Source organism: Corynebacterium sp. sy017 (assembly GCF_017918135.1).
GTDB lineage: Bacteria > Actinomycetota > Actinomycetes > Mycobacteriales > Mycobacteriaceae > Corynebacterium.
Window position 1 is genome coordinate 343,888 of record NZ_RZUE01000003.1, and the last position, 25,158, is coordinate 369,045.

Below are 25,158 nucleotides of genomic sequence, written 5' to 3' on the forward strand. Positions count from 1 at the left end.
AGTGCGTGTCGCCTTAAAATAGGATCTTATGAATCCGGTACATGGACACAATGAGCACAGGAAAGCACAAACACATAAAGGCTTTCCTTTGACAGATTTGGGAAGTTTCCTGCGGACACGTCGTGAGAAAATTACTCCCGAGCAAGCTAACCTTCCCATTTCTGGTGCTACACGACGGCGTGTGCCAGGGCTGCGCAGGGAAGAAGTAGCGTCCCTGGCTGGAGTGAGCGTGGAATACTACACGCAGCTAGAGCGCGGTAAAGCAGGTCATGTGTCATATAGTGTTTTGTCTGGTATTTCCCGTGCACTACAGTTGAGCGATACTGAGCGTGCACATTTTCATCGTTTGGTGGCCATTGCCAGGGGAGATGTACGCTATCCGAGACACTCGGTTGGCGAGTCTGATTCGGCCCATCTGGCACAGGAATCATCTGCGGACTTATCCCAGCATTCTTTACGCCCTACCTTGGAGCAGATCATGCACGCTATTTCGCTGCCTGCATATATTAGGAATAGTAGCTTCGACATTATCGGCGCTAATGATTTAGCTCAAAAACTCTACGCGCCAGTTTTTGATTTTGCACAGCGAGATACCGATTATGGTGTTCCCAATACTGCACGCTTTGCCTTTTTAGATCCTGAAGCGGCACGATTTTTTGTGGATTATGAACAAATATGTTCAGACTGCACCGCAATTTTGCACACTACCGCCGCACAATTTCCACAAAATCTAGTGCTGGCGCAATTTATCACTAATCTTGCACAAGTGAGTGAGGATTTCCGACGCAGATGGGAAACCCAAGATGTTGGGGAGCACCGCACAGGAAAGAAACGGCTACGCCACCCAGAATACGGGGTGATAGAGCTGGGCTATGAGGTATTCAGCATCAATGCGGACGACGAACACAGCTTGGTTGTTTATAGTGGTTTGGGCTAAGACAGGTGGATTTTATTTATCGTATTCGTCGTAGAGCTTGAATAGATGTTCAACTATATATTGTTCTCGGATTGTGACATCTAGTTTTTGTGGAATGTTAAGACCATAGGCTTTTTCTACTGCTAGGTCTAGTTCTTTGTGGGCATTCATGAGTTCTGGGTAAAGGAAATCATTATCTGGGTCGTACATATCAGCTAGGGTTGCACCGTTGTATAGACCGCGTGCGTCAAGAATTTTTTGCGCGAGTGAGGCGATTTTCTTTTCGGTTTTTTCGTCTGTTTCTGGCCAGATGAAATTATTGTAAACAACGCCTCCGGAGTAGCGGTAGCCATTTCCTAAGCGTCCGCATACTTGCCTCATCCATGAATTGTGGAGTGAGGAATGTAGTATGCCGAAGTGGTATAAAGATGTGTTTGGAATCAAGAACAAAAGGTCAGAACAAAAAATATCTGATGAAACAAATCCCATAGGTATATATTTTCGACGTGCCGTAGATACTTTTGGCACAGCAATTGAAGTTCCTTCTGGCATATTCTCTACATGGAAACGGGTGGGTTTATCAGCGATTTTCTGAGTTGGTGCGCTAGTGCTTGCTAGACGATAATCGCGTACTGCTCGAACTCGTTGGAGAGCTAAAGGCATATTCTTAAAATCCTTTGGTGTTGCTTCACCTAGCCACAGTACCCAGCGCTCTTTTCCATCAATAAGTTCACGTGCTCCCATCCATTGGTGGAAAAATTTTTCTGCATAGGGTTCTTGAGTTAAAAACTCAGCTTTTTCTTCTGAAGTGAAAAGATAATGACCACCATCTATCGGTTTGTTACCAATTCCTATTTTTGGGACATCGCAGAGCGGTTTCTTCCTATCCCATACAAAAATCATGGGTGCGTCAGCGAGGTAAGCATTGAGCTGTGTGGGATATTTAAGTTCAGGTTCCGAGTCTGGAGTGGGGTAATGGAACAGCTGTACTGTGTCATTGTGTTTAGAGAATCCTACGATGACGCAGAAGACGTGTGCTTGTTCAGTGGCTTCATTTGTCCAACGGAATGTGTTGTGAGCGAAGTTGATTCTAAAACCTAACTCAAAAATTGGGCTCCAGATATTAGCTACTTGCTCACCTTGAACAATGGAATTGGTGGATACGAAAGCAGTGCGTACAGGGTAGTCTTGCATGAAATTAGCTGCTTGGATATACCATCCAGCTACATAATCAATGTTTCCCACATTTTTCGTCCCTTTGGGGAAAATATCTTTGATTTCTTGCTTTTGCTCCTTTGTCTGGTTTCGAGCACCAAGGAAGGGAGGGTTTCCGATAATGTAATCACAGATGGCGGGGTCAATGAAGGTTGACCAGTCGGTTGTTAGTGCATTGGCATGATGGATATGTGCAGAATCGCGCAAAGGTAAATCTTCAATATTTCGAGTGATGATAATTTCCGCTTCTATATTCGCTTGAAGTTGAGCGATCCACAATGCAGTGGAAGCAACAGAAACAGCAAAGTCATTAATTTCTATGCCATAAAATTGATCCAGAGATACTTTGAGAGGAGTCGCGTCTACGTCGTCAAAGCTTAGAGATATTTGATTATTATCTAAGACTGAGAGGATTTTATTTTCGAGTCGTCGTAAGCAGATATAAGTTTCTGTCAAGAAGTTTCCTGAACCGCACGCAGGGTCAAGGAAACGTAGGTTCGCTATTTTATCGTGGAATTTTTTCAGTCTATTGTTTCGTTTTATATCTGTAAGCGTTGGGGTGGAGAGTATTTCTTCTAATTCTTGAGTAAGTGAGTCTAAGAATAATGGATCGATGACTTTATGGATATTTTCTGGTGTTGTGTAGTGCATTCCTCCGGTGGCGCGTGTTTCTGGGTTGAGTGTTGACTCAAAGACTCCACCAAAAATTGTTGGGCTGATTGAAGACCAGTTCGTATTCCTACTTATTTCATCTCGTAGGACGATGAGTATCTCCTCAGTGAAAGGAGGTATTTCTTCGTCCTTCGCAAATAAACCACCATTGACATAAGGGAAGTGAGCTAAGTCTTGGTCGATGTTTGAGCCACGCTGTTCGAGCGGAGTATTGAGTGTGTTGAAAAGTTCTTTGAGCATCACTCGTACAGCTCCGGGTTTGATGCCGCTGAGATAGTTAGCTAGTGCATCCTTGGGGAAAAGTCCGGCATCTTCAGCAAATAGGCAGAATACAAGTCGAACGCATAGTACATTGAGCGCGTGTTGATTTTCTGGGGTGTCGGGATCATGAAATTGATTGCGTAGCAGACTGTATAGCTTACCTATGAGGGCTCCGGCATCTATTGATGCCTTTTCTTCTCTTTTGAGACGTGCACGTTGCGGATCAACCAAAAAATCCAGCAGGTGTAGTTGTTCTGGTAGCTCTTCTAAAGTGAAAGAAAGATAGTCATTTTCTACATCGGTAAGGTTTAAGTTATGGATACGGAAAATGTTGAAGTCACAGACTATGATGAAATCAGGTCGCTGGCTATTGGGAAGGGTATTAGCGTAATTTAATGCCTGTTGGAAAGGGGTTACTTTTTCTCCTTGCCGAATATCAGGTTTATCAAGTGATACGCCAAGGGATTTTTGTTCGATAAATGTTTTTGCATCTGGTATGTGAACATCTATGAAGCCCCGCTTGTGGGTACGCTGCTCGAATAGAACGTTGGTCGTAACGTCTTGCATACCTACGACATCACGTAGTAGTTCTAGCCAAAAGCTCGAAGTGTCACCCTTCTCATATCCTCGACCGGACCACTTTTGTGCAAAGGACCTGGCAGCAGCAATTTTTTCAGCTGGAGAAGCTAACGGGGGGGGGGTGATACTTGAAATCATAAAGCCGATTATACTTCTAAAGCTTAGATTTTATGTTGTGTCTAGAATAAAATTTGAGTAGGAGATCTTGGAATCTGTGTAGTTGTTGGCTTCGCAAATTTATTCGATCAAGAGACCTGTTTCTTGGATGTAATCGGTTCATATATAAATTGTGTAAGGAGATGGCATGAAACGCTATAACGTAGTTATGGGGATGACGTTGAGCATGGCGCTTATATTTTCATCTGTAGGTGTGGTTTCTGCGGCACCTAGTGGTACTTCGGTTGCTATGCAAAATTTATCTGTTGAAAGCAGTGATAGTTCATCACTGATGAGTGATGCTGAGTTGGATCGGCTTATTCAAGTTTTGGACAGGGTATCGAAAAACCTTAAGGAAGCCAATCCTGAGGCGATTCCTGACTATGAAGATCAGCTAGCGCAAGAACTTAACAGATTGTTGCGTCCTTCTGAGGGAGTAGCCTTTCGATCCTCTTGGTTGCAGTGTGGAGCTGAAATTGCAAGTGTTGTTGTACAGTATGGCATTCCAGTTGCTAAAGTTCTCAAATGGCTGAGAGATGCGCGACGAATGTGGGGAAGTGTATATGGAATTTGGAGGGCAATCAAGCGTGGAGATGCCTTCGCTGAGATTGGTGAAGAAGGCGTACAAGTGCTTGAGATGATTCTTGGATTTGATGGGGTCATTTCAGCTTGTTTTTCTTGATGAGGGGATAAAATATGGATCCTAGTTGGAGGCCTGTTCCTTTTTCTTATGCCTGGATGGGGCATATAATCACTGGGTCTATTCTTGGGTTCTGTGTTTTTGTGCTCGCTGCTATAGCTTTCTGGATCACTCCCTATGATGCGGGTGTTCTACACTTGATGTGCATCGTAGGATTGGGCGTGATAACTGTTGAAACACTATCGACAGTATTCGATCAGTATTATGCGCAAAAGCACAGGCATAATGATCCAGGTGGATGGCTACCCATATTCTTTCGATGTGGGGTAATCGCGGCTGTGTATTATGCGCTCACCTATGCGATAGTGGGGTTTGTGTCGTCGGCTATATTGATGACTTCGGTGGCTGTTGGTGTAGAACTGGTGTCGGTTTTGTTGTTGAAGTCTTGGCGACCAGGAATGACAAGTGATGAGGTGCGTCAGGCTTGGAAACAAACTGTTGAAATGACTAAGCGGATGACACTAGAGGAAACAAACGAATAGGATTATCAGACTTTTGTAGTCGATGTTAGTATGCTCCTAATCGTTCAGCCTGCCTCAGCTCTTTTAGTTAAGGCAGGTTGAATTTTTTCTCGTCTGGTAATTATTGCTTTTGATTGTGATCTAATGAGTAAAGTGAAAATGGCTGACATCATGAGTGCTGCTCCAGCGAACCAGATGAGTACTGGTGAAAATATAGCTGTATCTTCTTGAATATTTACCCCGTACCAAATACCACCTATAAGAACAGCAGTTCCAATAGCTATCAGGATGAATTGTCCACGGTTATGAAGAAGTGATGCAGGAGGCGTTAGAACAGCGGCAATCAATGAAACGATTATAAGTGGAATTCCCATGGTTGCTATGGATCCTATGGAGAAGCAAACACCAATAAGTATTGCGATAGCACCAATTCTTGCCAGGGCTAACTCTGGAAAAGGAATTCTTATTTTTCTGCCATCCATATTTTATTCCTCAGTTTTTGATTCCTATTTCATGGAATTGTGGTTGGAGTATGTCTTGTATATTAGCTGAGTTCAGGTGTATTTTTCCTATCCGATGTATATGCAAATTTTTAGTGGCTAAGGTATTTCTTCTCCCGTAGATTTCATATCTGCAAGGATCCCATCAACAATCTTGATGAGAGTTGCTTTAGCTTGTTGAGGATCAGCGTCCAACCATGACAATGAAGGAAACTTTGTCACGGTAGCAACATATTCCTGGTCAATTTCTGACCAGGAAACTTGGTAGGTGTATTTGCTGGCATCCATCTTAATTCTGCTCCTATCTGTAGTATTCTCAGTCGAACTATGGTGCTTTCATAGTGAAAAGATAACACCTTTTAGTCTGAAGAAGTATCGTTAAGAAAACTAAGATCGCAGCGAAGCGGCTCTTGAACTCCTGATTAGGGCGTTGCTTCTTCGTCGTTTAGCTTTTGTGTTAAAGTGGTTGCAATCGTTCAGCCCGCCTCGACCATATTTTGGTTGGGAGTGGGCTGGATCTCTTTCTACACCCGCAGCAAAATCTTTCCAGGTGTGTGCATTGTCATGCTGGCTTTGAGGGCATGAATCCCGTCGTCGAAAGCATAATTGGTCAGCTAATCTCCACCGTGAACACATCCGTAGACGCTACCGTGAGCGCTGGAGTCCTTGCATAGAAATTAAACTTGCGGATCGGGGGGGGAATTAAAATATAAAGAGTGCTCCTTTCTATGTGATAGATCCGGGCTTGATGACTCATTCCTAACTAGTCAGCTAGGTGGAACTGACTACTAATTTATTGGAGGTGTCAAGATAAAATGGAAACCGATAAAGATAGTTTCAGTAAAGTCGGTAAACTTATTCTGACTCTGTGCTCGCTGGGGCAATTTCTTGTTGTTTTGGATGCTTCGATTGTGAATATAGCGTTGCCGTCGTTTAGACAAGAATTTGATATGAGCGGGGACAGTCTGCAATGGCTCATTAACATATATACGATTCTTTTTGCCGCTTTATTACTGGTGGGTGGGGTACTTTCTGATGCATTTGGTAGCAGGAAAGTTTTATTAGCAGGCTCTTTGATTTTTGGTACTGTGAGTTTATTGGCGGGTTTTTCTCAGAATGAAACCACTCTAATTATTTTCAGGGCGCTACAGGGTGCATCTGCTGGATTGATTGCCCCTTCCACTTTGAGTATTATCGCATCAACATTCGCTGGAAATGGATCTCTCAGAGGAAAAGCTTTCGGCATCTGGGGAGCGACTGCGAGTGCCGGTGGTGCAGCAGGTGTGATCTTTGGCGGTGTGATTACACAATGGTTGAGCTGGCACTGGGTATTTTGGGTGAATGTTCCTTTGGTTGTGGTTCTTCTCTTTTTGATATGGAAGGTGCCAATGGGTGGTAATGAACGTTCAGGAAATATACTGCTGGCTCTGCGTTCTGTGGGTGTGGTGGTAATTGCTGCGTTTGCTTTGGTAGTTTTAATTTACTCAGCATTACTTTTATCAAGCGGCGACACCAAAGTAGCTTATGGGTTAATAGGATTTGTGATTGCCGTTGTGTTGATTGCTATGTTTTGGGTTATCCAAACCCGATTGAAGAATCCTGTTATTCCTCCAGCATTGTTTAAGTCATCCTCGGTGGTGCTAGGAAATGTGACGGCTCTGGTGTCATCAGGGTCCATCTTCGCAACGTATTATTTTCTGACTTTACAAATGCAAGAAAGTTTAGGTTTTTCACCCATTGAAATAGGTCTTAGTTACTTGCCGATGACTGTGCTGATGTTTTTCTCTGCTAGGTTGGCTGGTGGGTTTCTATCTGCCAAGATGGGTGGTTATGTGACCAATTGTTTGGGGTTGTTAGTTGCTGGGATAGGGCTGTTATTGTTGGCGCTTGCGTCGTTATTCCATAGTAGTAATCTGCTGATAGTGATTATGGCAACTTTGCTGCTAGGAATTGGTCAGGGGATAATCACCACGTCTAGTTCTATGCTGGCGACAACAGGCATAGATTGGAAATTCTATGGAATTGCGTCCGGTTTGGTTAATACGAGCAGGCAGGTTGGTGGTGCGCTGCTTTTAGGTTCTATAGTGGCAGTAGTTTCTGGCGCTCATGGAGATAAAATGTTTGAGAGTTATAGTGCGTACTCCTTGGCATTTTTCTTGGCAGCTGTATCGCCCATTTTGTTATCGGTGGCTGCTTTTATTATGAAAGCTCGTTTTTCTTCTTCTAAGGCAAACCAAGCTAACTAAAGCAAAATGGGTTGAAGGTATGTGTGATTTACGACGTATAACTAATCTCCAGTACCACTTTCTGCTGCAGATCATATCTCATAAATTGTAGTGCGTCTTTTAATTGTTCAATCTCACTATTTTCTAAACTCTCCCAAGTATTAACTTTGCAGACATTTTTACCCTTAAAATTGATCTGACCGATAATTGTATTATTTCTTACTATGGCTCCGTTTACGATTCCAGTTTTTCCCCAGATCTGATTGTAATGATCTGTATCTATGTGACGTAACCTTTGTTCTTTCGAGTACGCCAACAAAAAGGGATCAAAAGGAGGTAAAACAATCAGCTCATTCGGTTCAGAATGGAGAAAAGGTGTACTGCATTGAGGTAAGTGGTCTAAATGTTTTTCCGATAGATAATCCTTGACTTCTCGATTGAGGAATCCGGACCATTTTAGAAAATCCTTTTTTGAGCTAGAAAAGCACTGTATGTACCAAGAAAAAAGATTTTGGTGATCTACAATCCCTGGTTTAAGCGGTATCCGCTCGATTAGTTGATCACCATTTGCTATTTCGACGATCTCAGGGGCACTTCGGATCAGGTATTTTAAGTCGCTTTTCCTGATTTCTGGGAAATCTGTGGAGAGTGAATGAAGAGCATTATCAATCTTAACCTTTCCTTCATGATCTACAAGAGCTGTGGTGCTATGCCATACTTCCTCTATCCGCTCAGTACCGTATCGTTTAACCTGATGTGACTTTATTATCCGTTCTATAACAGGTCTGATAATGTGCGCCATTTCTGAATAAAGTTGGCGGGGAAGTGTATGTAGTGTCCCACGCAATAGTGGGGCTCGAACTAATTGTTCTTCTTGAGATAACTCGATCCATTTGTTCCAGTCATCATCACTGAGGTGCATCCGTGCAGCGAGAAAAGCGTGATCATAAACCTGGGATTGGAAACACCATTTCAGCTCATTATCATGACTTAAAACTCGCACTATGCCTGCCATATAACTAGCATACTTTGCGCATAGTCGAGACTCTATATTAGCTAACAATGTCAAAGAGAATATGCCCGGTATCTTGAAGGATCCCATTCATCAATCGTGCTGCACCCGCAGCAAAATCTTTCCGGGTGTGTGCATTGTCATGCTGGCTTTGAGGGCCTGTTGTACGTCGTCGAAAGCATAATTGGCGGCTATGTGAAACCTGAATGAAGATTCTATGTTTCGTGTATTTCGTTTAGTGTTTATTATGTAGATATGAGCCATGTACACAACGGCAGTATTTCCGGTACGACAGTGACTTCCCGAGAAGCTCTCAGAAAACTGAACTCTGTATTGGATAGCCATCCCGAGAACAAAACCATTGATGTTGCTGTGGAGAACTCTGATGAAACAATCCGCCTGCCACACGAAGTAGCTGTAGTGCTACGTGAGATTTTGGTTAATTCAGCAGCAGGAATACCTGTTGGCGTTATACCTACACACGCGGAATTAACAACGCAGCAAGCAGCGGATTTGCTTAATGTATCTCGGCCATATGTCGTTAAGCTCATGGATCAGGGTGTATTACCTGGTCATAAGGTGGGCACTCATCGTCGTGTATATGCTGCTGATGTTCAGAGATACAAGCATCAACGAGATATTGAGCAGCGTATCAGCGCAGATCAGCTCACTGTTCTTAGTGATGAGATGGGTCTCTACGAGTGAGTGGATACACGTACCTTGAAGGATCCCATTCATCAATCGTGCTGCACCCGCAGCAAAATCTTTCCGGGTGTGTGCATTGTCATGCTGGCTTTGAGGGCCTGTTGTACGTCGTCGAAAGCATAATCAGCGGCTATGCGCACCGTGAGTGCGCCTTGGAGCGCATACTCCACGGTGCGTTCAAGCTCATCCTCGGGGTGGCTCAGACCAGGAATCCCGGCGTCGTGAGAATACTGAGTACCCCATACCGTGACAGTGCGCATATCTGGATGCACACTGAGCAGCGCACGTGTAGCCTCCGCAGGTTCTTGCCCACCGACGGCGTCCGCCACAGCAGTGGGCTGCGCAATAGCCCGAACATCAGCAATCAGGTTGGGGCCGTACTCAACGGGTATTACCCCTAGCGAGCGCAGAAAATCATGGTTGCTGGCAGACGCGGAACCTATCACCGTCGCACCCTGTGCAATGGCGATTTGAGCAGCAGCTGACCCAACGCTTCCAGCCGCGCCATGAATAAGGAACACATCGTCGGCGGTAATTCCAAGCTGGTGGATGATGGAGTATCCCGCAACTGCTGAGGACGGCAAACCTGCGGCCTGGTCAATCGGTAAACCAGGCGGGAGTGCTACGACGTAGCGGGAGTTCACCAGTTGGCGTTCCCTATAACTTCCGGCACGGCTACCGACGATAACTTTTTGCCCTGGTCGGAGATGCTGTACGGATGCGCCAACCTCCTCCACAGTGCCAACACTAGCCCAGCCGGGAACCCCAGGGAAAGGGTGGGGATCCTGGTGCCTGAAAGCCCCAGCAATCATTTTCCAGTCGATAGGATTCACACCAATGACTTCATTGCGCACAATAAGCTCATCGACGCCGGGCTGTGGCAGGCTCTCCTCTTCGATCCGAAGAACCTCGGGGCCACCGTATTCGTAGTAGGCGATTCTGCGGCTCATTTTCCCTCCTATAATTGTGGCACGGCACACTATAGATGTGCTGTTTAATACCTTGTTGCTGTTAGCGACTACTGTTTTGATCGGGTCTAAAAAGTAGTGTGAGAATAGCTGACAGCATGAGCGCTGCACCAACGAACCATATCAGTACTGGTGAAAATATAGCCGTATCTTCTTGAGTATTCACTCCGTACCAGATGCCGCTTATCAGCATAACAGCTCCAATAGCGATCAGGATGAATTGTCCGCGGTTATTAAGAAGCGATGTAGGAGGTGTTAGAACAGTACTGATCACTGAGATTATGACAAGCGGAATGCCGATAGACCCTAATGATCCTGTTGAGAATATAACACCGATCAATATTAGGATGGCTCCGATTCCTGCTAAGGCTAACTCTGGAAAAGGAATTCTTACTTTCTGACTGTTCATCATTTATTTTACCTTAGCGCATCTATAGTGTGCTTGGCTTGCACCAATGTGGTATTGGGGTGATTTTCACGAAGCTTACGCGCTGCACGTGTACTTCCTTGACTATTCAATATATCTTTTAGTGATTCTTTCTCATTCTCATCGAGACTGATTATTGTAGGTTTACTTTTGCTGCTTTCCTTATTCTTACCTGCTACGAATCCGCAAATGATTCCAACAAGTCCCAATACAAGGAAGATGAAACCAAGTACTGCGTACCATGAGGATGATCCCTCCGACTTGCCGATAAATAGGAGACCTACAGCAAAAAGAAATAGAGATGTAAAAAAAATTTCTGAGCGCATATCTTCTTCCTTTGATTCGGCTTTTCTACCGATTATCCCAGAAAAGAAGAGAAAGCGTAGATCACTTATAGTTTCTACGCTTATAGCTACCCAAGCGCGGCGTAAATTAATTTTGGTTTTCTTGTGCAATGTCACCTGTGCGAAAGCTTCAATGTAGCGAATAATCTTTGACCAAGAACCATAACCATCATCTGTTGCGATATGCCCTGCATCAGGAATAATGATTGATTCTGCACCCCGGCTATGACCGATGATTACTACAGCGTCGTCAATAGTGCTGATCCTGTGCTCAACCTCATCAATCCGACGTTGCCTCTCAATATATTCCCAGTTATCATCCGTGATCCGCTGCAAATGAGAATGTTCTTTCTCTAGATATGTCTGCTAGTGTTGTGGTCCTGAGTTTGCCCAACCAGGTCTAATAACAAACTGCATTGGTATTCTTATCCGTTTCCCCAACCACACTATTCAAGCCTATATCAGGAACAATACTCCTCACCCCAGCGCATAATTAGCCGGTCATTACCACAAGCAGTAGATAATGATTCCAGGATTTTCTGTGTAGAAAAACCGCTATTTCTCAGGTCATAAAGAATATGAAAAGCCACATCCCGTGCGCTGCGTTCACTGCTTATGTTCACAGGCTCAGCACCCACCAGCAGGGTAGGGACAGATGTATCCGTGCGCTCACCCCGCACATGACTATCCTGGTTATGTTCCTGAACAGCACTATCCCCATCGCACCCATCCCAACACAGCATCACCTGCGTCGCCAGGCTGATCTCCACCACCTTTGCCCGCCTTAGCGCAGCATGAGCCGCAACTGGCATACCTGCCAATAAATACGTGCCCACCACAATTTCCAGCGCTGTGCGTCGTAAAGCAGCGGGAGCGTGCTGCGTACCAGATAGCGTTTCGACGACCACCTCAGTGGCCTCAGCGCCCGGATTATCTTTCAGCCGCACCACTGCGTCCAGTATTTCCACAGTTTGCGCAGCAACAGGATAAGACACGGTAAGTGGATGAACCGCCAGGTCATCCACCAGATTCCGAAGATTCACAAGGGAAGTAGGATTTGCTAAGGATGCAGCACGCCAGGGGTCGGCATGGTATCCAATGTATTTCGCATGGCTCATCCACTCATTCAGGGGAGAGCTGCCAGAAGCCCCAGGGCACCCCGCGGAATCGTCCGCAGAACACCAGCGTTGCGCTCCCTGCACATAAGAATCAGGTGCATAAGAATCCCAAGAAATATGCAGCAGCTCGTCAAAGCTCGCGTCGGATTGCGCAAGACGAGAATCAAAACCCTGCCCGCTCAGAACGTGGGCGTCGATCCCTAAACGCGCAGCAAGACGCAGAATCATCTCCCCACTTGGCGAACTCTCCCCAGATTCCCACCGCGAAACAGCACTGGGGGAGCAGATCCCCAAGGCGAGCGCACGCTGGGACAGCCCACGGTCCATGCGTGCGTGGCGTAAACGCCGCCCGAAAAACTCAGCATCACCCTGGGCATCCATACTGCTATATGCTAGCCCGTTCGTCTGAAAAGTGTCTATCAACGGGTACATCAGTGCTCATTGCGTACGACGAGCCGCCCGCGCTGTCATGGCAGATAACGCCGCACCACACACTGCGCATACAGCAAAGACAGTACCCAGACCAGGTGCCGAACCTGCCCACACACCCACCAACACAGTGCCCGACGCCCCACCAAACTGCACCATAAGCCGGCTATGCGCGCTCACCACCGCAGATTCACGCGCATCCACCAGCTCATACCCCGCAGACAACGCCAGGATAGTGCACGCGCCCACCCCAATACCTCGAAGAATACAACACAGTCCGCACACGATGTAAGTACCCAGTGCGGCGGTACTGATTATCGACGCAATGGGGAGCGTGCTCAGTGCGGTAATGATAAGCCCAGCGCTGATAATTCCAAACGCATTCTTGCCCTTCAAGCGTCCCACCACAGCTTTGCGCGCATACCATGCACCAACACCCTGCAACGCCAACAGCACACCCGCAACCCACGCTGGTTGGTGCAGATCATGCTGTATGTGCACAGATGTTGCCAAAAGAGTGCCATAAAAAACGGCTCCTACCAGTGCACACAGCAGCATAGCGCTTGCAAAAGGAATGTGCCGATACAACTGCAGGTTGCGGATGAGGGATAGGTGAGGGGTGTGATGAGAGGAAGATGCATCGTGCCGGGAGAGCTGTGGGCGCCGAGGAAGATCCACAAACGCCGCCGGAGCTAACGCACAAGCTAAAACAGCAATAGGGACATTGATAAGGAAAAGCCACCGCCAACCAAGAACATCGACCAGCAAACCACCGCACAGCGGACCTACGGCAGGGGCTATAACAGCAGGTAAACCAATTGTCGCCAAGGCCGTGCGCATATTATTCTTTCCTACCAACTGCGCCGTTGCGTACTGCACCGTGGGCATAATGAAACCACAAGCAACACCCTGGAATAAACGCGCGAGGATAAAGAAAGTAGCGTTCGGAGCCAACCCCACGGCAAGAGATGCCAGAGCAAAACCTGCCACAGAAACGTACCAGATAATGCGGCTGCCATAACGCTCAAGGCAACGAGCGGAGAGAATAATACCGACGCCCGCGGCGAAAATATACCCAGAAATTGCGTAGTGAATAGAACCGTAGCCGATAGCGTCTAGGGAAGAAGCTGGTGCTGCTGGGCTTGGGCTTGCCGACGGTGGGGTTGTGTTTGCCGACGGTGGGCTTGGGCTAAAATCTGCTGCGATATGCGGCAGGAGGATATTGACCAGGCTAGAATCCAGCAACGGCAAAATAGCGGATAAGAGAAAGACAAAGGTTGTCCGAGGGGAGAGCGTACCAGGGGAGATGGGCTGGTGCCGTGGTGGATGAGGGCGCTGGTGGTGTGACTGATTGGGGTGCTGGTGATGTGAGGGGTTGGGGTGTTGGTGGTGTGAAGGATTGGAGGGGTGTCTGGAATTGGCGGGCTGCCTGGTTTTGGAAGGGCGTCGAGAAAAGAAGCGCGAAGCAATCATCAGGTTTCTTTCGGGCGTTTTAATTTGCGATTTTTACTTTGTTCCCTTGATGAAACCTGATTGTGTACGGGGCGGGCAAGTGGTGAGTATCTACCCTTAGGTTATTTCCATTTATGCTGGTAGGTGGTGTTTTTATAGCTTTTTCTCAGTAAAATGTTGCAGGGTTTGCCCCCCCCATTAGACTTAATGCTGTTGGAGCTGCGCCTAGCTAGATGGTGGTTAATTGTGATCATTTTGATTGCAGAGATTTTATTTTGGGTATTCATTGCTTTGGGAATGGCGGCTCGTTATCTGCTTCGTCTCCCTGCACTTAGTAGATTTTTATTGTGCATGGTTCCGATGGTGGATGTATTCCTGATTATTGTTGTGATTCGTGATCTCCGCCTTGGAGCTCCTGTGGGGTTGGCTCATCAGCTCGCTGGTCTTTATCTTGGTGTTAGTCTCGTGCTTGGTCCAGGAATAATTCGATGGTGTGATGCGAAAATAAGAAGTCTGTCAGGGGGTTACAGTAGCGACGCAGGTTCTAAAACTTTCCGTCAGCAGATGCTTGCCGAGTTGAAGTTTCTTGCTAAATGGTCGCTGGCGATGGGAATCGCATATCTCATAAATCAGTTGTTGGTTTTCTTAGCGGTGAATGAAACTCAAAAGGAAGCTCTGGCAGAGGCTGCTTCTATGCCTTTGAGCTCTATCATTTTTGTGGTTATATTTGGCCCTGGTTGGTTGATTTTATTTGGGAAATCTTCACGTGATCGTGAGGAGAAAAATTAAATAGCACCTTTTATTATTTGGGGAACTACCGACGGCGCATCATAAGAAATCTCATGAATATTATGCGTTTTAGCTCTTTATCTCTTGAGATTATCGTGCGGGGGGGGGCATAATAGTTTTGTCTGCGCTCATTACATCGTCGTGAGTCTAAGAGTAAACGCAACAGAAAGTGGTGTCTTGTGCTTGAGGTTAAGGACGTAGTTATCCGTATCGGGGGAAAAACTATTATTGAAAAGGCACGTTTTAATGTTGCTCCTGGGAGTCTTATTGCTATTTCAGGGCATTCTGGAAGCGGTAAAACAACATTATTACGTAGCATTATGGGGATTACTCAGCCAGATAGCGGTTGTATTTCACTTGGTGATTTGGTTTATTCTGATCTATCTGCTCAACAGCGTCGAGCTTTTAGGCTAAAAAATATTGGCATTGTAGATCAAACAAGCAGCTTAGTCGAAGAATTAACCTGTGCGGATAATGTTCGCTTGCTTTGTGAAGCAAGCGGGATGCGCTCTCGTGATGCCAAAGATATGGCTCATGATTGTTTAGCCAGAGTGGGGATGGCTGATTATGCTTCTCGAGAACCTGAAACACTTTCTGGTGGTCAACGTCAACGAGTTGCTATCGCTTGTGCATTAGCGACGAAACCACGTCTTATTGCGGCAGATGAACCGACATCAAGTCTGGATGATTCTTCGACGGAACAAGTTGTGGCTGCTTTGCGGGAAATAGTGGAAAATAGCGATATACCTGGTGTGATTGTGACTCATGATTATCGTGTTAAAGAAAAAGTGGATCAGGTTTTGGAGTTGAGAAATGCTACGATTTGCGGCTAAATTCGCGCAGAAAAACAGAGTGGAAATCATTGTCATGTCTCTTGTGAGTATGAGCGTAGCTCTTTTAGCAGCTTTACCAGTTGCGGGGATTGCAGCGCTATGGTCGCATAATAATCGCATGGAATGGGCACAAAATCTGGAGCAACAACATGGAGGCGTGACTAAGTTTCTGTATGCGGGGAGTTCTCAGGTAACTGTTACGCAGGTCGACCAGGCAACTTTATCCTCGATAGTGGGTAGCTATCCCCAACCATTAAACTGCTTTTTCACTGCCGGAAAAGACATAGATACCATGCAGATAACGCAGCTGCAAGAACGTGGTTGCAAGAATTTATCTACGACGTATTCTGCAGAGGATAACCATACAATTAATCTCGTAGAGTCGAGTGATAACTCAGCATCTGATGAGGTAGCTAATCATTTTATTTCCGAACTTGATTACATAACCCGCTATGTCACCCTTGTCTATTATCTTGTTCTTGTTTTGCCTAGCATTATTGCTTTCTGGCAATTATCAAAGCTTTTCGACGATAACTCACGCTCCATGCGTATGCGGCTCATTATGCGTGGTGTACCAGCTAAAACCATTGGCATAGTATCGTCGGCAGCAAGTATCTGCGCCCATAGTATTGGCATTATTTCTGCTGCACTTCTTTTGGGAATAATACTGTATTACCTACGAGATATTGAGTGGCTAGCACAAGGTTTCACCGCAACTGACCTCTTCCAAGGCTGGATAAGTGGTTGTGTGATCATCATAGTGATAGCACTATTGCACACAATTCTTGTTACCTACCGGAGGTCAAAGGATGTCTAGTCAAAGAATATCTAGGTGGCAATCATATTCGGGAATACTATTCATTCCATGCGGCATAGTTATCGCCGCAGTATTGCTTTTCCTCTCAGAAATGTACATGGTGCCGATATTGATTCCGCTTAGTTTCCTCGTTGCCCTGGCAGCATTATTGTTGGCAGCACCTGCGATTGCACGTTTGTGCGCGGGACTATATAGGCTTATTTTTAGGACAGGCGTGAAATATGAACTCATGGCTGCTTCTTTAGAGAAAAGGGCATATTCCATTGGGATAAGCGTCGTACTGCTTACTGCTATATCGAGCTGTGCCTCCTTAACAACGGGACTAATACAAACAGGATTAGGTGAAATACCAGAAACAAGCGGATATTGGAAAGCACAGATAAGCACTGCTGAGGTATCACATGGGGTGAGTCGTGAACAAGCTACTGATTTTGTAAAAGATAAAGGGGTGGTACTTGGTGAAGCACGGATTCTGCTTTCTGCATCAGAAACAACGAATGTTTTTATTGGTAGTTGTGTGGATTATGCTGCCTATTCCAATGATGATCCACAGTGCCCTAAGGAAACTGATATGGCACCAGAAACATTGTATGTACCAGCAGATAGTAATAATTCTTATGCGGATGCACAGTTATTCTTTCCGGATATAGATGACACGAAAAAATATGATTTATCCACTGTTCACGTACAAAAAGTACCAGGTTTGACCGAGACTATTTTGTCTACGCATAATCAAGAAATACTTGCGCAAGGACTCCTTTTTGTGCTTGATGAAACTCAGTTTTCTTTGACACAATTCCTAGAGTTTCTATCCCATACTGAGGTGGGGATAACAGACCAGGAGCATATTGACTACACACTGTTTATGATGAAGCATTCTTATGCTGCACTAGGCAAGATATTAGTGATAGTGCTTATGGTTTTTGCCAGTTCGGTAGTGGTTGCGATTGCAGTGTGCGCAGCATTGCGCCGTAGGAAACTCGTGGAGTCTTTAGAATTGCGAGGCGTAAAACCGTCGATAGCAAAAGGAATACTTCGCTTAGAGTGCGTGGGATTAACTTTGCCTTTTGCTTGTGGTGGCATAGCGGTGGGCAGTATTTTTGCCATGCTCATTGCTCAAGCGTCGAGTATGAACTACCGCGATGTTAATCTGCTCTTTTCTCTTGGCGAATGCTTTGTGTTGGTCATTATGGTGTTGGTTGCAACCGAGCTAGTGCTGCGGTTCAGTGAGCGTGCTGTGTCTAAAGGAGATCAGGAACTTATTACTTCTGCAGTGAGCTCATAGCTGCGTAGTTGAGTCTCAAAGTTAATGGTTGTTGTGCCTGCTGAAAGTGATAGTTCTGCTCCTGGCGCCAAGGGGAGTGTAACGTGTTCTTCTGTCCATAATGATTGTGCTGGTAGAAGCAGTGTAACCGGAATATGAGTGCCAACATTATGGATGAACCATTTTCCTTGTACTCCCCAGATTCTTAGTAATCTGCGGTGTAAACCAGGATCGTCGATACCTACCGCAAAATTACCTTGGCGTCCGATAATCACCTCGTTATTTACTTGGCTTTGTTGGCTTCCGACGCTGGCCTCAAAAATCATGCGAGTGCCTTGACGATTATCGAGAATGAGGCGGTGGACAGGTGTATGTCCTGCATCATCGCTACCACTATTTTCAGAAAAACCAGAAAACTCTAAGGCCATGATGAGTTGCTCCTTTAGGGTGCGGATTGCTAATAATTTTTTGCTTATAGGAATTATAGAGAGTGAAAAGATACAAGGTCTACTCCAATATTTTGCCATTGGTTTAAGGGGTTCCGGGGCTTAGCATTGTGTAACGTCGATAAGCAATTGTTATCAAACTGTTAATGCGTAGATTCTTATTTCATGCAACAATAATATGCATGATTACTGTGCAAAACCTTTCTAAACGTTATGGGCGCCAGCAGGTTCTCAACAATCTTTCTTTTAGCATTCCCGACGGTCAGGTCACCGGTTTTTTAGGACCAAATGGAGCAGGTAAATCCACCACAATGCGCTGTATCTTGGGGCTTGATCGTCCAAGTGCAGGAAGCGTCAATTTTTCTGGTGCATATCTGAACGGGCAACCTTATTCTGGTTCTTTTAGCTCTCTGAAACACAAATCCAATGTCGCTGGTGCGGTACTTGATGCGGCGTGGTTTCATCCTAAACGCTCTGGTAAAGGACACTTAAAGGTATTGGCTGACTCTGCCGGGGTACCACGTACGCGAGTAGACGAGTGCCTAGAGATTGTCGGTTTGAGTTCAGCAGCAAAACGTGCAGCTGGGGGTTATTCTTTGGGAATGAAGCAGCGTTTGAGTTTAGCTGCTGCATTATTGGGTAATCCACAACATTTAATCATGGATGAGCCGGTTAATGGTCTAGATCCTGAGGGTGTTACCTGGATGCGCAATATCATTCGCCATCTGGCAAGTGAGGGGCGTTCGTTATTGGTAAGTTCGCACTTGCTTTCCGAGATGCAGATGACTGCTGATCGTCTGGTTGTGATTGCTCGCGGAGAGATGGTAGGCGAGTACAGCATGGATGAGTTTTTGTCCGGCGGAACGTATGTCAGTGTTACTACTGAGTCTCCTGCTGAAAAGTTGATAGAGATATTGCGGGGTTATGGCTATACGAGTTCTATTGATTCTGCAGGAAAAATACGGATCAGCGCTGAAGACAGCCAGCAGTTCGACGAGGCGCAGTTGCGTTATCTTATTGCCCAGATTGCGGTTGAACATCGTTTGTTGATTACTGAGTTGATCACTAAGACTGAAAACCTAGAGCAACGATTCCTTGCCGCTACTTCGGCAAAGCAAGAATATAAGATGGGAGCAACACAAAATGTCTAATACAGCTAACACAGTTACTTCTGATGTTGCAAAGCCTGTGCAGCAGCAGGCACGTGGGCGAATGGTGCCAGCTAACCCTTCTTTTGGCAGTGCTATGAAGGCTGAGTTTACAAAGTTGTTTACCATGCGTAGCACTTTGGTGTGGATAATTCTTTTTTTGGGATGCCAAATAGGAATTTCTGTGCTTAATGTATTTTTCCACCAAATCAATGACATTCCAGCCAGCATAGTTACCTGGTCAGATGCAGCTCAGGGTACATGGATTGCTCAGATTCTTGCGGTTATTTTAGGCGGTGGTGCCAGCGCTGAGATCAGTCATAGGATGACTGCGCATTCATTTTTAACGCAAAATAATCGTTCTAATTGGTTGTGGGCTCGGTTTATTGTTCAGTGGCTTTTTGTGTTTGTGCTTAATGCAGTAGCTGTTTTTGGTTCTTTTTTGGTGCTCATTACAGATTTATCGGGTCCATTTGTTTTTGATTCTGCATGGCAGCCGATATTAGTGTCTGTGCTTGGTGTTCCTTTCTATACCACTATTGCGACTGGTTTGGGCGTAACATTACGCAATCGTGTAGCGACAATTGGCTCTTTACTGGTGGTGTTTTTGGTCATTGAACCTATGCTCATTATGTCTGAGAAACTTTCTCCTATTCTTGAGTGGATGCGTAAGCTCAGTGCTGGAACTGTGCTGACCAATATGGGGCAATGGTATGACTCTATGTGGAATGGTACGTTCAATACCGTAGAACAAGGCAGGGAATTGGGATATGTAACTCCAGGTCTTTCAATTCTTGTTCTCGCTGGATGGGTTATTGTGTTTGTTGTGGCGGGACTGTGGTCAAATAAAGCTCACGACGTGCGCTAGGCGTTAAGTATTGTTTGTGGAATAAGCGCGGTGTGCAGTGTAATGCATATCGCGCTTTGTGCTTGTCTGGTGCATGGGTTCGTTGGCCTTGTAGTTTGGTAGTGGTGTCCAGTTCCCGAATCTAGAGGAATGGGGGAAATAGCAACAAGATGTTTATGGTTATGTGCCATTGATGAGGTGCATCTCTTTGATTAGATGAAATGGGATTGTGTGTTCTGCTAGTCGAATGATTTGCAGCGGAATAATTACCTCAACAATTGTATCGCGTATGCTGACATACTTATTTTGGTTACTTTGAGTTTGGGGTGCATAGTAGGTGAGTAGTATCTCATCACCTTTGGTAAGGGTAGTGATGAATTGTGATAGATACCGTGCCTGCTCATCACTGAGTTCTATAAAATGCTCGCTGGAGGCTTCTTTGCTTTTTGCTTGTTCATAAAATCCGGCGAGGGCATTAAAAGGTATGAATTGTCGTGCGCGTTGGGCAGAAACGCGTGCGCGGTGTTCTCCATACGTGGCTATGCGTTTATGTATTGCGGTGAGTAAAAAGTCATTATCCTGCACGATGACCACCTATTTGCTTATTTCTTTCTCTGGCAGTGGCTTTCTTGTTAAGACTGATTGCTTTGATGAGGGAGTTTTTGCCATATTTGTCTTTGATATTATTAATCGTTTTCAGCACAGTATGTTCTTTGGCTAGTTGTTCTTCGTCATCAAAAAGTGAAGGTGTGAACGAGGTATCTGGTTCGAGTTCGCCAAAGCCGACGCTGATTCGTCGAATAGGGGCAGTGGTGTGAGTGGTAGTGTCGTAGAGTTCGAGGACTTTCTCTATCAGAGTCTGTGCGGAATTAGTGAAATATCCTAATTTTTTAGTTCCTCCAGTATGTCGATACGTCGGTACCCCGGCAGGGGTTGGAGCGTAGCCAACAGAGAGGAAAACATGAGAACACACTTTTTCTTTTGCGATGAGTTCTAGGACACTGGCATCCGCCATTTCGCATACAACTGTGCGGGCTTCGTCGAAAGTGTAATTGCTGGGCAGAATCTGGCTATGTGATGAAGAATGACTTTTCGGTTTATAAGAGTGAATATCGTCAATAGTGCATGGTTCTTGCCCCCAGGCATGATCGATAAGATATTCCGCATTTTGACCAAACTCTTTATAGAGTTTCTGCGGTGAAGCAGCAACAATGCCACCAAGATTGTAGATACCGAGTCTCGCTAATCGACGAGCAATGCCCGAACCTATTTGCCAAAAGTCAGTGATAGGAGTGTGGAACCAGTACGTGTGGCGAAAAATGTTTTCATCGAGAATGCCGACTCCGTCAGGAGAATGTTTTGCGGTGATGTCGAGAGCTACTTTTGCAAGGAATAAATTAGTGCCAATGCCAATAGTGGCGCTAATGCCGGTTTGTTCAAGGACTTCCTTGAGGATTTTTTGAGCTAGATCTATCTCTTGCGTTTTATATAGTTTGAGATAGCTGGTTGCATCGATAAAACACTCGTCAATGGAATAGAGATAAATGTCTTCGGGTGAAAAATAGCGTAGATATAAAGAATAAATATGAGTAGATACTTCCATATATCGGCGCATACGGGGTAAGGCAACTGTGTAGCGTACGTGTGATGGGATATCGCGAAGCCGACAACGGTTTTTGATGCCAATTGTTTTCATCGGTGGGGTGATGGCGAGGCAAACGCTGTGATCTGTGCGCTCAGGATCTGCCACGACTAGATTGGTGCGTAATGGGTCTAAACCCCGATCAACGCATTCGACACTAGCGTAAAAAGATTTAAGGTCTATACAAAAATATGTTTTTTGGTTACTGCCATTTTGTATGTGATCATGCTTGTGTTGCTCCATAAACCCCACCCCAAGAAAAATATCGAACAATGTTTCGATATTTATATTAGGTGTAGAGTCGTGTTTTTGCAAGAGTGTTGTGTGAAAATTATTTATGGGGACTGAACTGCATATTTGCATAAAAATAAGAGGTTGTTTAGAATTTCACAAGACCACGTGATTGGTAGGAGCGTGGTGAATGCTAGCCCCGTTCGTCTAGTGGCCTAGGACGCCGGCCTCTCACGCCGGTAACACGGGTTCGAATCCCGTACGGGGTACAAAACCGCTCAGGAATGAGCGGTTTTCTTTTTTGTGTAACTTATCTCTGGTTTTCCTCAAGAATAAGAATGTTGGTCTGGCTTGAGTTGTCAGGTTTTCCATTCGCTAGATTTGTTGCAAAAAATGGTATATCCCTGCATTTCGGCGTGTCAAAGCTTAAAGTGCTGAGATTCTTGTTGCTAATGTTATCAATGTGCTTAATGTAATTGATGCGAAAATAATCAAGAATGTGACTATCAGTCTCTCTGCACTGATGATTGGTGCGGGACTGTCGAATGCGCCAGCTTATGCCCAAGAAATTCCTGCACAGGTTTCTCCTCATGCCGCCCCCGCTCCGGCTTCGGTACCAAATACTCCAGCATCACCCCCAGCGTCAGTAGCTAACGCACCAGGTACCCCTTCTTCCCCGGTTGCAACCGAGGTACCATCTTCTGCACCTGCTCCCATATCGATAGGAGGTTTGGAAGGAATAGTGCTGCCGCAACCAGATGTCGTAGCGCCTATACCTGCACCTGCGCCAGAAGCAGCACCTGAGTCACCAAAATCTGCCCCTGCAACGACCCCTGTTCCAGAGCAAGCAGTACCTGCGCCTAACCCTGCCCCAGAACAACCAGCACCCGCACCAGCTCCTGCACAGGAGAAAGCCCCAGAATGGGCACCACCAGCAGGATTCGTACCAGCGTCGAATATGAAAGACGCACGTCCTGGCACCGTCGCATCGATTGATTTCACACAAAAATCTGGGGCTGCGCGTAATGCGTTAGTTTCCGTGGCTAAAAAATACGACCAATCTAAGCCAACCCCAGTGATCTTCGCTTATGGTGGTCGTGGCGATACCCCGCAGAATTTCCGAAAATACTCCCGCTTGCTCAATATGGCTGCCGGTGATGAGGCCATAGTCGTCTATCCACGCGGTATTGATAATTCATGGGAAGGCGCACCATACGCCGTCACCAAACGAGGAGAAGATGTGGCATTTACCCGTCAAATCCTCACTGAGCTGCAGGGATACTTCAACGTAGATATCAATCGAGTGTACGCACTTGGAATGTCTAACGGCGGCGGTTTTGTTGCCAACCTAGCATGCCAAGCACCAGATATGCTGGCAGGAATCGTGAGCATATCTGGCGCGTTCTACAACCCAGTCAATGAAAACTGTGTACCTGGTATGGTACCAACACTAATTATGCATGGCGACGTCGACCGCCTTACCCATTACGAAGGTGGATTACTACACGACGCACCATATCTATCAGCGCCGACGCTGTACCAGTCCATTCAACAGCGGAATAAATGCACAGAACCGCCACAGGTTAGCCAACTGCCCAACAACGTTGAAGTAACACGAGGAGCAGGATGTGCTGCTGAGGCTGTTCACTGGAAAATACGTGGACAAGGGCATAACTGGTGGTGGACACCAGATACTCCACAAGTAGCATGGGATTTCTTATCTCGTCAGAACAAAGCAAAACTACCCAAGCCAGAGCCAGAAGTGGCACCAGAGGTAGCTGCGGCGCCGAAGCCTGAAGCAGCACCTGAACCACCTGCGATACCAGAAGCTCCTGCACCTCAAAACGCTCCCCACTAGAAAGCGTCCTAATTCTTTTCCAGCATGGGTAGGGGATCTCCTGCGAGGAAACTGAGGGCATCTACGTGCGTGATAGTCCCTGTTTGGGGTGGGATAAGGTCTGCTGTGATGAGGAAGCAGGGTGCTCCTGGGGGTGTGCCGTTGAAGGCTGCAAGTTCACGGTTGAGGGTATCGTCGTTGTTGGTTTGATAAGCAACCTGTATGAAGGCTTCTGTTTCTGCTTGGGTGATGCGAAAATCGATTTCCTTAGAGCCGTTGCGCACTGAGGAAACTTGGTAACCGCGGCGTAGCGCCTTAAGACTGTAAACTGTAGTTTCCAAAAGTGCTCACCACAACAAAAATGGAAACTATACTTTACAAAAGACGATTATTTTGTGGATGTGGAAAGTACAGTTTCCAGATTTTGTTGGGTTGTCTGAATCCTTGGTGGTGAAGTTGGTTTTAATATTTACCAATTTTCGTCTGCAAGTGGTGCTTCGTTCAGCTCTTCCTGGCGTGACTCCCAGTCTGGTAAGAATCTATCCATAAACTCCATAAAACGTGCGTTATGCTTCCGTTCTAAGAGATGTGTTAGCTCGTGTACCACGATATACTCCAGACATCGTGGATTCTTTTTGGCTAGTTCAGGGTTGAACCACAGGCTTGCTGAATCTGGATTGCAGGTACCCCATTTTGTTTTCATACGTCGGACTTGAATCTTGTCAGCTTTTACACCGATTTTGGGCTCCCATTTGGAGATGAGTCTTGGTAATTCCTTCTTAATTTCACGACGGTACCAACGGTCAAGGATCTTGAAGCGATCTTCAGGGCTTGAATCTTTAGGGGAGTACACCCATAAGGTGTTGCCGGACAGCTCAATCTTGGGAACACCGCTGTGCTTGGATACGTCTAGCAGATAACGTTTTCCCCACACATAGTGGCTTTCACCTGATATCATTTCACGACGAGTTTGCCGTGTAGCTTTTTGGAAACGTTCACGCTCTTTTTTAATCCACGGCACTCTCTGAGTGATGGCCCGACGGATCGTATCCTCATCAATTCGGTGAGGTGCAGCTACACGCACACGCCCCATTGGTGGATAGACCGAGATGTGCATATTCTTGATGCTCTTATATAACACCTCAATCTCTAGGCCGCTTACCG

At 45.9% G+C, this 25,158-nt stretch carries 26 protein-coding genes and 1 tRNA gene; 13 read left to right on the forward strand and 14 right to left on the reverse strand.

Annotated features, from left to right (window positions below; all coding sequences use genetic code 11):
* Positions 1-28: 28 nt before the first annotated feature.
* Complete coding sequence (locus tag EML15_RS08080; protein ID WP_144274740.1) at positions 29-937, forward strand: helix-turn-helix transcriptional regulator; 909 nt, start codon at positions 29-31, stop codon at positions 935-937.
* Positions 938-949: 12 nt separating this feature from the next.
* Here EML15_RS08080 and EML15_RS08085 read toward each other — a convergent pair whose 3' ends face one another.
* Positions 950-3,781 carry a DNA methyltransferase gene (locus EML15_RS08085; protein ID WP_144274742.1) on the reverse strand — a complete coding sequence of 944 codons (2,832 nt, stop codon included), beginning with the start codon at positions 3,779-3,781 and terminating at the stop codon, positions 950-952.
* A gap of 166 nt (positions 3,782-3,947) precedes the next feature.
* Between EML15_RS08085 and EML15_RS08090 the strand changes: the two genes are divergently transcribed.
* Positions 3,948-4,481, forward strand: coding sequence for a hypothetical protein (locus EML15_RS08090; RefSeq protein ID WP_144274744.1), 534 nt, complete (start codon positions 3,948-3,950; stop codon positions 4,479-4,481).
* A 179-nt stretch (positions 4,482-4,660) separates the two neighbouring features.
* Positions 4,661-4,981 carry a hypothetical protein gene (locus EML15_RS08095; protein ID WP_144274746.1) on the forward strand — a complete coding sequence of 107 codons (321 nt, stop codon included), beginning with the start codon at positions 4,661-4,663 and terminating at the stop codon, positions 4,979-4,981.
* A 44-nt stretch (positions 4,982-5,025) separates the two neighbouring features.
* Here the strand turns inward: EML15_RS08095 and EML15_RS08100 are convergent, their stop codons facing one another.
* On the reverse strand, positions 5,026-5,442 hold the full coding sequence (locus EML15_RS08100) for a hypothetical protein (RefSeq protein ID WP_144274748.1): 417 nt from the start codon (positions 5,440-5,442) through the stop codon (positions 5,026-5,028).
* 117 nt (positions 5,443-5,559) lie between these two features.
* On the reverse strand, positions 5,560-5,748 hold the full coding sequence (locus EML15_RS08105) for an antitoxin HicB (RefSeq protein ID WP_144274750.1): 189 nt from the start codon (positions 5,746-5,748) through the stop codon (positions 5,560-5,562).
* Between the two features lie 527 nt (positions 5,749-6,275).
* Here EML15_RS08105 and EML15_RS08110 point away from each other — a divergent pair.
* Complete coding sequence (locus tag EML15_RS08110) at positions 6,276-7,706, forward strand: MFS transporter (protein ID WP_144274752.1); 1,431 nt, start codon at positions 6,276-6,278, stop codon at positions 7,704-7,706.
* A 28-nt stretch (positions 7,707-7,734) separates the two neighbouring features.
* Here the strand turns inward: EML15_RS08110 and EML15_RS08115 are convergent, their stop codons facing one another.
* Positions 7,735-8,700: a winged helix DNA-binding domain-containing protein gene (locus EML15_RS08115; protein ID WP_144274754.1), complete on the reverse strand. Its 966-nt coding sequence runs from the start codon at positions 8,698-8,700 to the stop codon at positions 7,735-7,737.
* 252 nt (positions 8,701-8,952) lie between these two features.
* Between EML15_RS08115 and EML15_RS08120 the strand changes: the two genes are divergently transcribed.
* Positions 8,953-9,402 (forward strand): helix-turn-helix domain-containing protein, encoded by a 450-nt coding sequence (locus tag EML15_RS08120; RefSeq protein ID WP_144274756.1) that lies wholly within the window; start codon positions 8,953-8,955, stop codon positions 9,400-9,402.
* A 32-nt stretch (positions 9,403-9,434) separates the two neighbouring features.
* Here EML15_RS08120 and EML15_RS08125 read toward each other — a convergent pair whose 3' ends face one another.
* From EML15_RS08125 to EML15_RS08145, 5 genes are all read right to left on the reverse strand, one after another.
* Complete coding sequence (locus EML15_RS08125) at positions 9,435-10,352, reverse strand: alcohol dehydrogenase catalytic domain-containing protein (RefSeq protein ID WP_144274758.1); 918 nt, start codon at positions 10,350-10,352, stop codon at positions 9,435-9,437.
* A 61-nt stretch (positions 10,353-10,413) separates the two neighbouring features.
* Positions 10,414-10,782, reverse strand: a complete 369-nt coding sequence (locus tag EML15_RS08130; protein ID WP_144274760.1) for a hypothetical protein — start codon at positions 10,780-10,782, stop codon at positions 10,414-10,416.
* 5 nt (positions 10,783-10,787) lie between these two features.
* Positions 10,788-11,477, reverse strand: a complete 690-nt coding sequence (locus tag EML15_RS08135; RefSeq protein WP_144274762.1) for a hypothetical protein — start codon at positions 11,475-11,477, stop codon at positions 10,788-10,790.
* Positions 11,478-11,602: 125 nt separating this feature from the next.
* A complete protein-coding gene (locus tag EML15_RS08140; RefSeq protein WP_185967222.1) occupies positions 11,603-12,640 on the reverse strand; it encodes a helix-turn-helix transcriptional regulator in 1,038 nt (345 codons plus the stop codon).
* A gap of 57 nt (positions 12,641-12,697) precedes the next feature.
* Positions 12,698-14,161: an MFS transporter gene (locus EML15_RS08145; protein WP_144274767.1), complete on the reverse strand. Its 1,464-nt coding sequence runs from the start codon at positions 14,159-14,161 to the stop codon at positions 12,698-12,700.
* Between the two features lie 225 nt (positions 14,162-14,386).
* Between EML15_RS08145 and EML15_RS08150 the strand changes: the two genes are divergently transcribed.
* The 4 genes from EML15_RS08150 to EML15_RS08165 all read left to right on the forward strand — a co-directional run bounded on the left by EML15_RS08150 (position 14,387) and on the right by EML15_RS08165 (position 17,864).
* A complete protein-coding gene (locus EML15_RS08150) occupies positions 14,387-14,929 on the forward strand; it encodes a hypothetical protein (protein WP_144274769.1) in 543 nt (180 codons plus the stop codon).
* A 179-nt stretch (positions 14,930-15,108) separates the two neighbouring features.
* Entirely contained in the window at positions 15,109-15,762 is a 654-nt protein-coding gene (locus EML15_RS08155; protein ID WP_185967223.1) for an ATP-binding cassette domain-containing protein, read from the forward strand.
* Positions 15,763-15,796: 34 nt separating this feature from the next.
* Positions 15,797-16,579, forward strand: coding sequence for a hypothetical protein (locus EML15_RS08160; protein ID WP_144274773.1), 783 nt, complete (start codon positions 15,797-15,799; stop codon positions 16,577-16,579).
* The gene (locus EML15_RS08165) at positions 16,572-17,864 is read left to right on the forward strand and encodes a hypothetical protein (protein ID WP_144274775.1); all 1,293 of its coding nucleotides are present in this window, start codon (positions 16,572-16,574) and stop codon (positions 17,862-17,864) included. The genes EML15_RS08160 and EML15_RS08165 overlap by 8 nt, the downstream gene beginning before the upstream one ends.
* On the opposite strand, the gene EML15_RS08170 is transcribed toward EML15_RS08165, so the two are convergent.
* Positions 17,831-18,271: a hypothetical protein gene (locus EML15_RS08170; RefSeq protein WP_144274777.1), complete on the reverse strand. Its 441-nt coding sequence runs from the start codon at positions 18,269-18,271 to the stop codon at positions 17,831-17,833. The genes EML15_RS08165 and EML15_RS08170 overlap by 34 nt on opposite strands.
* A gap of 200 nt (positions 18,272-18,471) precedes the next feature.
* On the opposite strand from EML15_RS08170, the gene EML15_RS08175 reads away from it, so the two are divergent.
* Together EML15_RS08175 and EML15_RS08180 are read left to right on the forward strand one after the other, a co-directional pair.
* Positions 18,472-19,440, forward strand: a complete 969-nt coding sequence (locus tag EML15_RS08175) for an ATP-binding cassette domain-containing protein (protein WP_144274779.1) — start codon at positions 18,472-18,474, stop codon at positions 19,438-19,440.
* Positions 19,433-20,305 (forward strand): hypothetical protein, encoded by an 873-nt coding sequence (locus EML15_RS08180; protein WP_144274781.1) that lies wholly within the window; start codon positions 19,433-19,435, stop codon positions 20,303-20,305. The genes EML15_RS08175 and EML15_RS08180 overlap by 8 nt, the downstream gene beginning before the upstream one ends.
* Before the next feature lie 159 nt (positions 20,306-20,464).
* Here the strand turns inward: EML15_RS08180 and EML15_RS08185 are convergent, their stop codons facing one another.
* Together EML15_RS08185 and EML15_RS08190 are read right to left on the reverse strand one after the other, a co-directional pair.
* Positions 20,465-20,869 carry a hypothetical protein gene (locus tag EML15_RS08185; RefSeq protein WP_144274783.1) on the reverse strand — a complete coding sequence of 135 codons (405 nt, stop codon included), beginning with the start codon at positions 20,867-20,869 and terminating at the stop codon, positions 20,465-20,467.
* On the reverse strand, positions 20,859-22,169 hold the full coding sequence (locus EML15_RS08190) for a DNA repair protein (RefSeq protein ID WP_144274785.1): 1,311 nt from the start codon (positions 22,167-22,169) through the stop codon (positions 20,859-20,861). The genes EML15_RS08185 and EML15_RS08190 overlap by 11 nt, the downstream gene beginning before the upstream one ends.
* Before the next feature lie 184 nt (positions 22,170-22,353).
* On the opposite strand from EML15_RS08190, the gene EML15_RS08195 reads away from it, so the two are divergent.
* Both EML15_RS08195 and EML15_RS10225 read left to right on the forward strand, forming a co-directional pair.
* Positions 22,354-22,426, forward strand: a tRNA-Glu gene (locus EML15_RS08195).
* A gap of 194 nt (positions 22,427-22,620) precedes the next feature.
* Entirely contained in the window at positions 22,621-24,015 is a 1,395-nt protein-coding gene (locus EML15_RS10225) for an alpha/beta hydrolase-fold protein (protein WP_144274787.1), read from the forward strand.
* 8 nt (positions 24,016-24,023) lie between these two features.
* Here EML15_RS10225 and EML15_RS08205 read toward each other — a convergent pair whose 3' ends face one another.
* Positions 24,024-24,335 carry an ATP-binding protein gene (locus EML15_RS08205; RefSeq protein ID WP_144274789.1) on the reverse strand — a complete coding sequence of 104 codons (312 nt, stop codon included), beginning with the start codon at positions 24,333-24,335 and terminating at the stop codon, positions 24,024-24,026.
* Between the two features lie 128 nt (positions 24,336-24,463).
* Complete coding sequence (locus tag EML15_RS08210; protein ID WP_349236856.1) at positions 24,464-25,111, reverse strand: SprT family zinc-dependent metalloprotease; 648 nt, start codon at positions 25,109-25,111, stop codon at positions 24,464-24,466.
* Positions 25,112-25,158 lie beyond the last annotated feature (47 nt).

Bases quoted from the DNA above. Each gene is read 5' to 3' on its own strand.
- EML15_RS08165 (WP_144274775.1), top strand. From the start codon at position 16,572: ATGTCTAGTCAAAGAATATCTAGGTGGCAATCATATTCGGGAATACTA.
- EML15_RS08190 (WP_144274785.1), bottom strand. From the start codon at position 22,169: ATGGAGCAACACAAGCATGATCACATACAAAATGGCAGTAACCAAAAA.
- EML15_RS08145 (WP_144274767.1), bottom strand. From the start codon at position 14,161: ATGATTGCTTCGCGCTTCTTTTCTCGACGCCCTTCCAAAACCAGGCAG.
- EML15_RS08115 (WP_144274754.1), bottom strand. From the start codon at position 8,700: ATGGCAGGCATAGTGCGAGTTTTAAGTCATGATAATGAGCTGAAATGG.
- EML15_RS08100 (WP_144274748.1), bottom strand. From the start codon at position 5,442: ATGGATGGCAGAAAAATAAGAATTCCTTTTCCAGAGTTAGCCCTGGCA.
- EML15_RS08175 (WP_144274779.1), top strand. From the start codon at position 18,472: ATGATTACTGTGCAAAACCTTTCTAAACGTTATGGGCGCCAGCAGGTT.
- EML15_RS08170 (WP_144274777.1), bottom strand. From the start codon at position 18,271: ATGGCCTTAGAGTTTTCTGGTTTTTCTGAAAATAGTGGTAGCGATGAT.
- EML15_RS08090 (WP_144274744.1), top strand. From the start codon at position 3,948: ATGAAACGCTATAACGTAGTTATGGGGATGACGTTGAGCATGGCGCTT.
- EML15_RS08180 (WP_144274781.1), top strand. From the start codon at position 19,433: ATGTCTAATACAGCTAACACAGTTACTTCTGATGTTGCAAAGCCTGTG.
- EML15_RS08160 (WP_144274773.1), top strand. From the start codon at position 15,797: ATGTCTCTTGTGAGTATGAGCGTAGCTCTTTTAGCAGCTTTACCAGTT.
- EML15_RS08080 (WP_144274740.1), top strand. From the start codon at position 29: ATGAATCCGGTACATGGACACAATGAGCACAGGAAAGCACAAACACAT.
- EML15_RS08210 (WP_349236856.1), bottom strand. From the start codon at position 25,111: ATGCACATCTCGGTCTATCCACCAATGGGGCGTGTGCGTGTAGCTGCA.
- EML15_RS08085 (WP_144274742.1), bottom strand. From the start codon at position 3,781: ATGATTTCAAGTATCACCCCCCCCCCGTTAGCTTCTCCAGCTGAAAAA.
- EML15_RS08140 (WP_185967222.1), bottom strand. From the start codon at position 12,640: ATGGATGCCCAGGGTGATGCTGAGTTTTTCGGGCGGCGTTTACGCCAC.
- EML15_RS08105 (WP_144274750.1), bottom strand. From the start codon at position 5,748: ATGGATGCCAGCAAATACACCTACCAAGTTTCCTGGTCAGAAATTGAC.
- EML15_RS08125 (WP_144274758.1), bottom strand. From the start codon at position 10,352: ATGAGCCGCAGAATCGCCTACTACGAATACGGTGGCCCCGAGGTTCTT.
- EML15_RS08120 (WP_144274756.1), top strand. From the start codon at position 8,953: ATGAGCCATGTACACAACGGCAGTATTTCCGGTACGACAGTGACTTCC.
- EML15_RS08130 (WP_144274760.1), bottom strand. From the start codon at position 10,782: ATGATGAACAGTCAGAAAGTAAGAATTCCTTTTCCAGAGTTAGCCTTA.
- EML15_RS08110 (WP_144274752.1), top strand. From the start codon at position 6,276: ATGGAAACCGATAAAGATAGTTTCAGTAAAGTCGGTAAACTTATTCTG.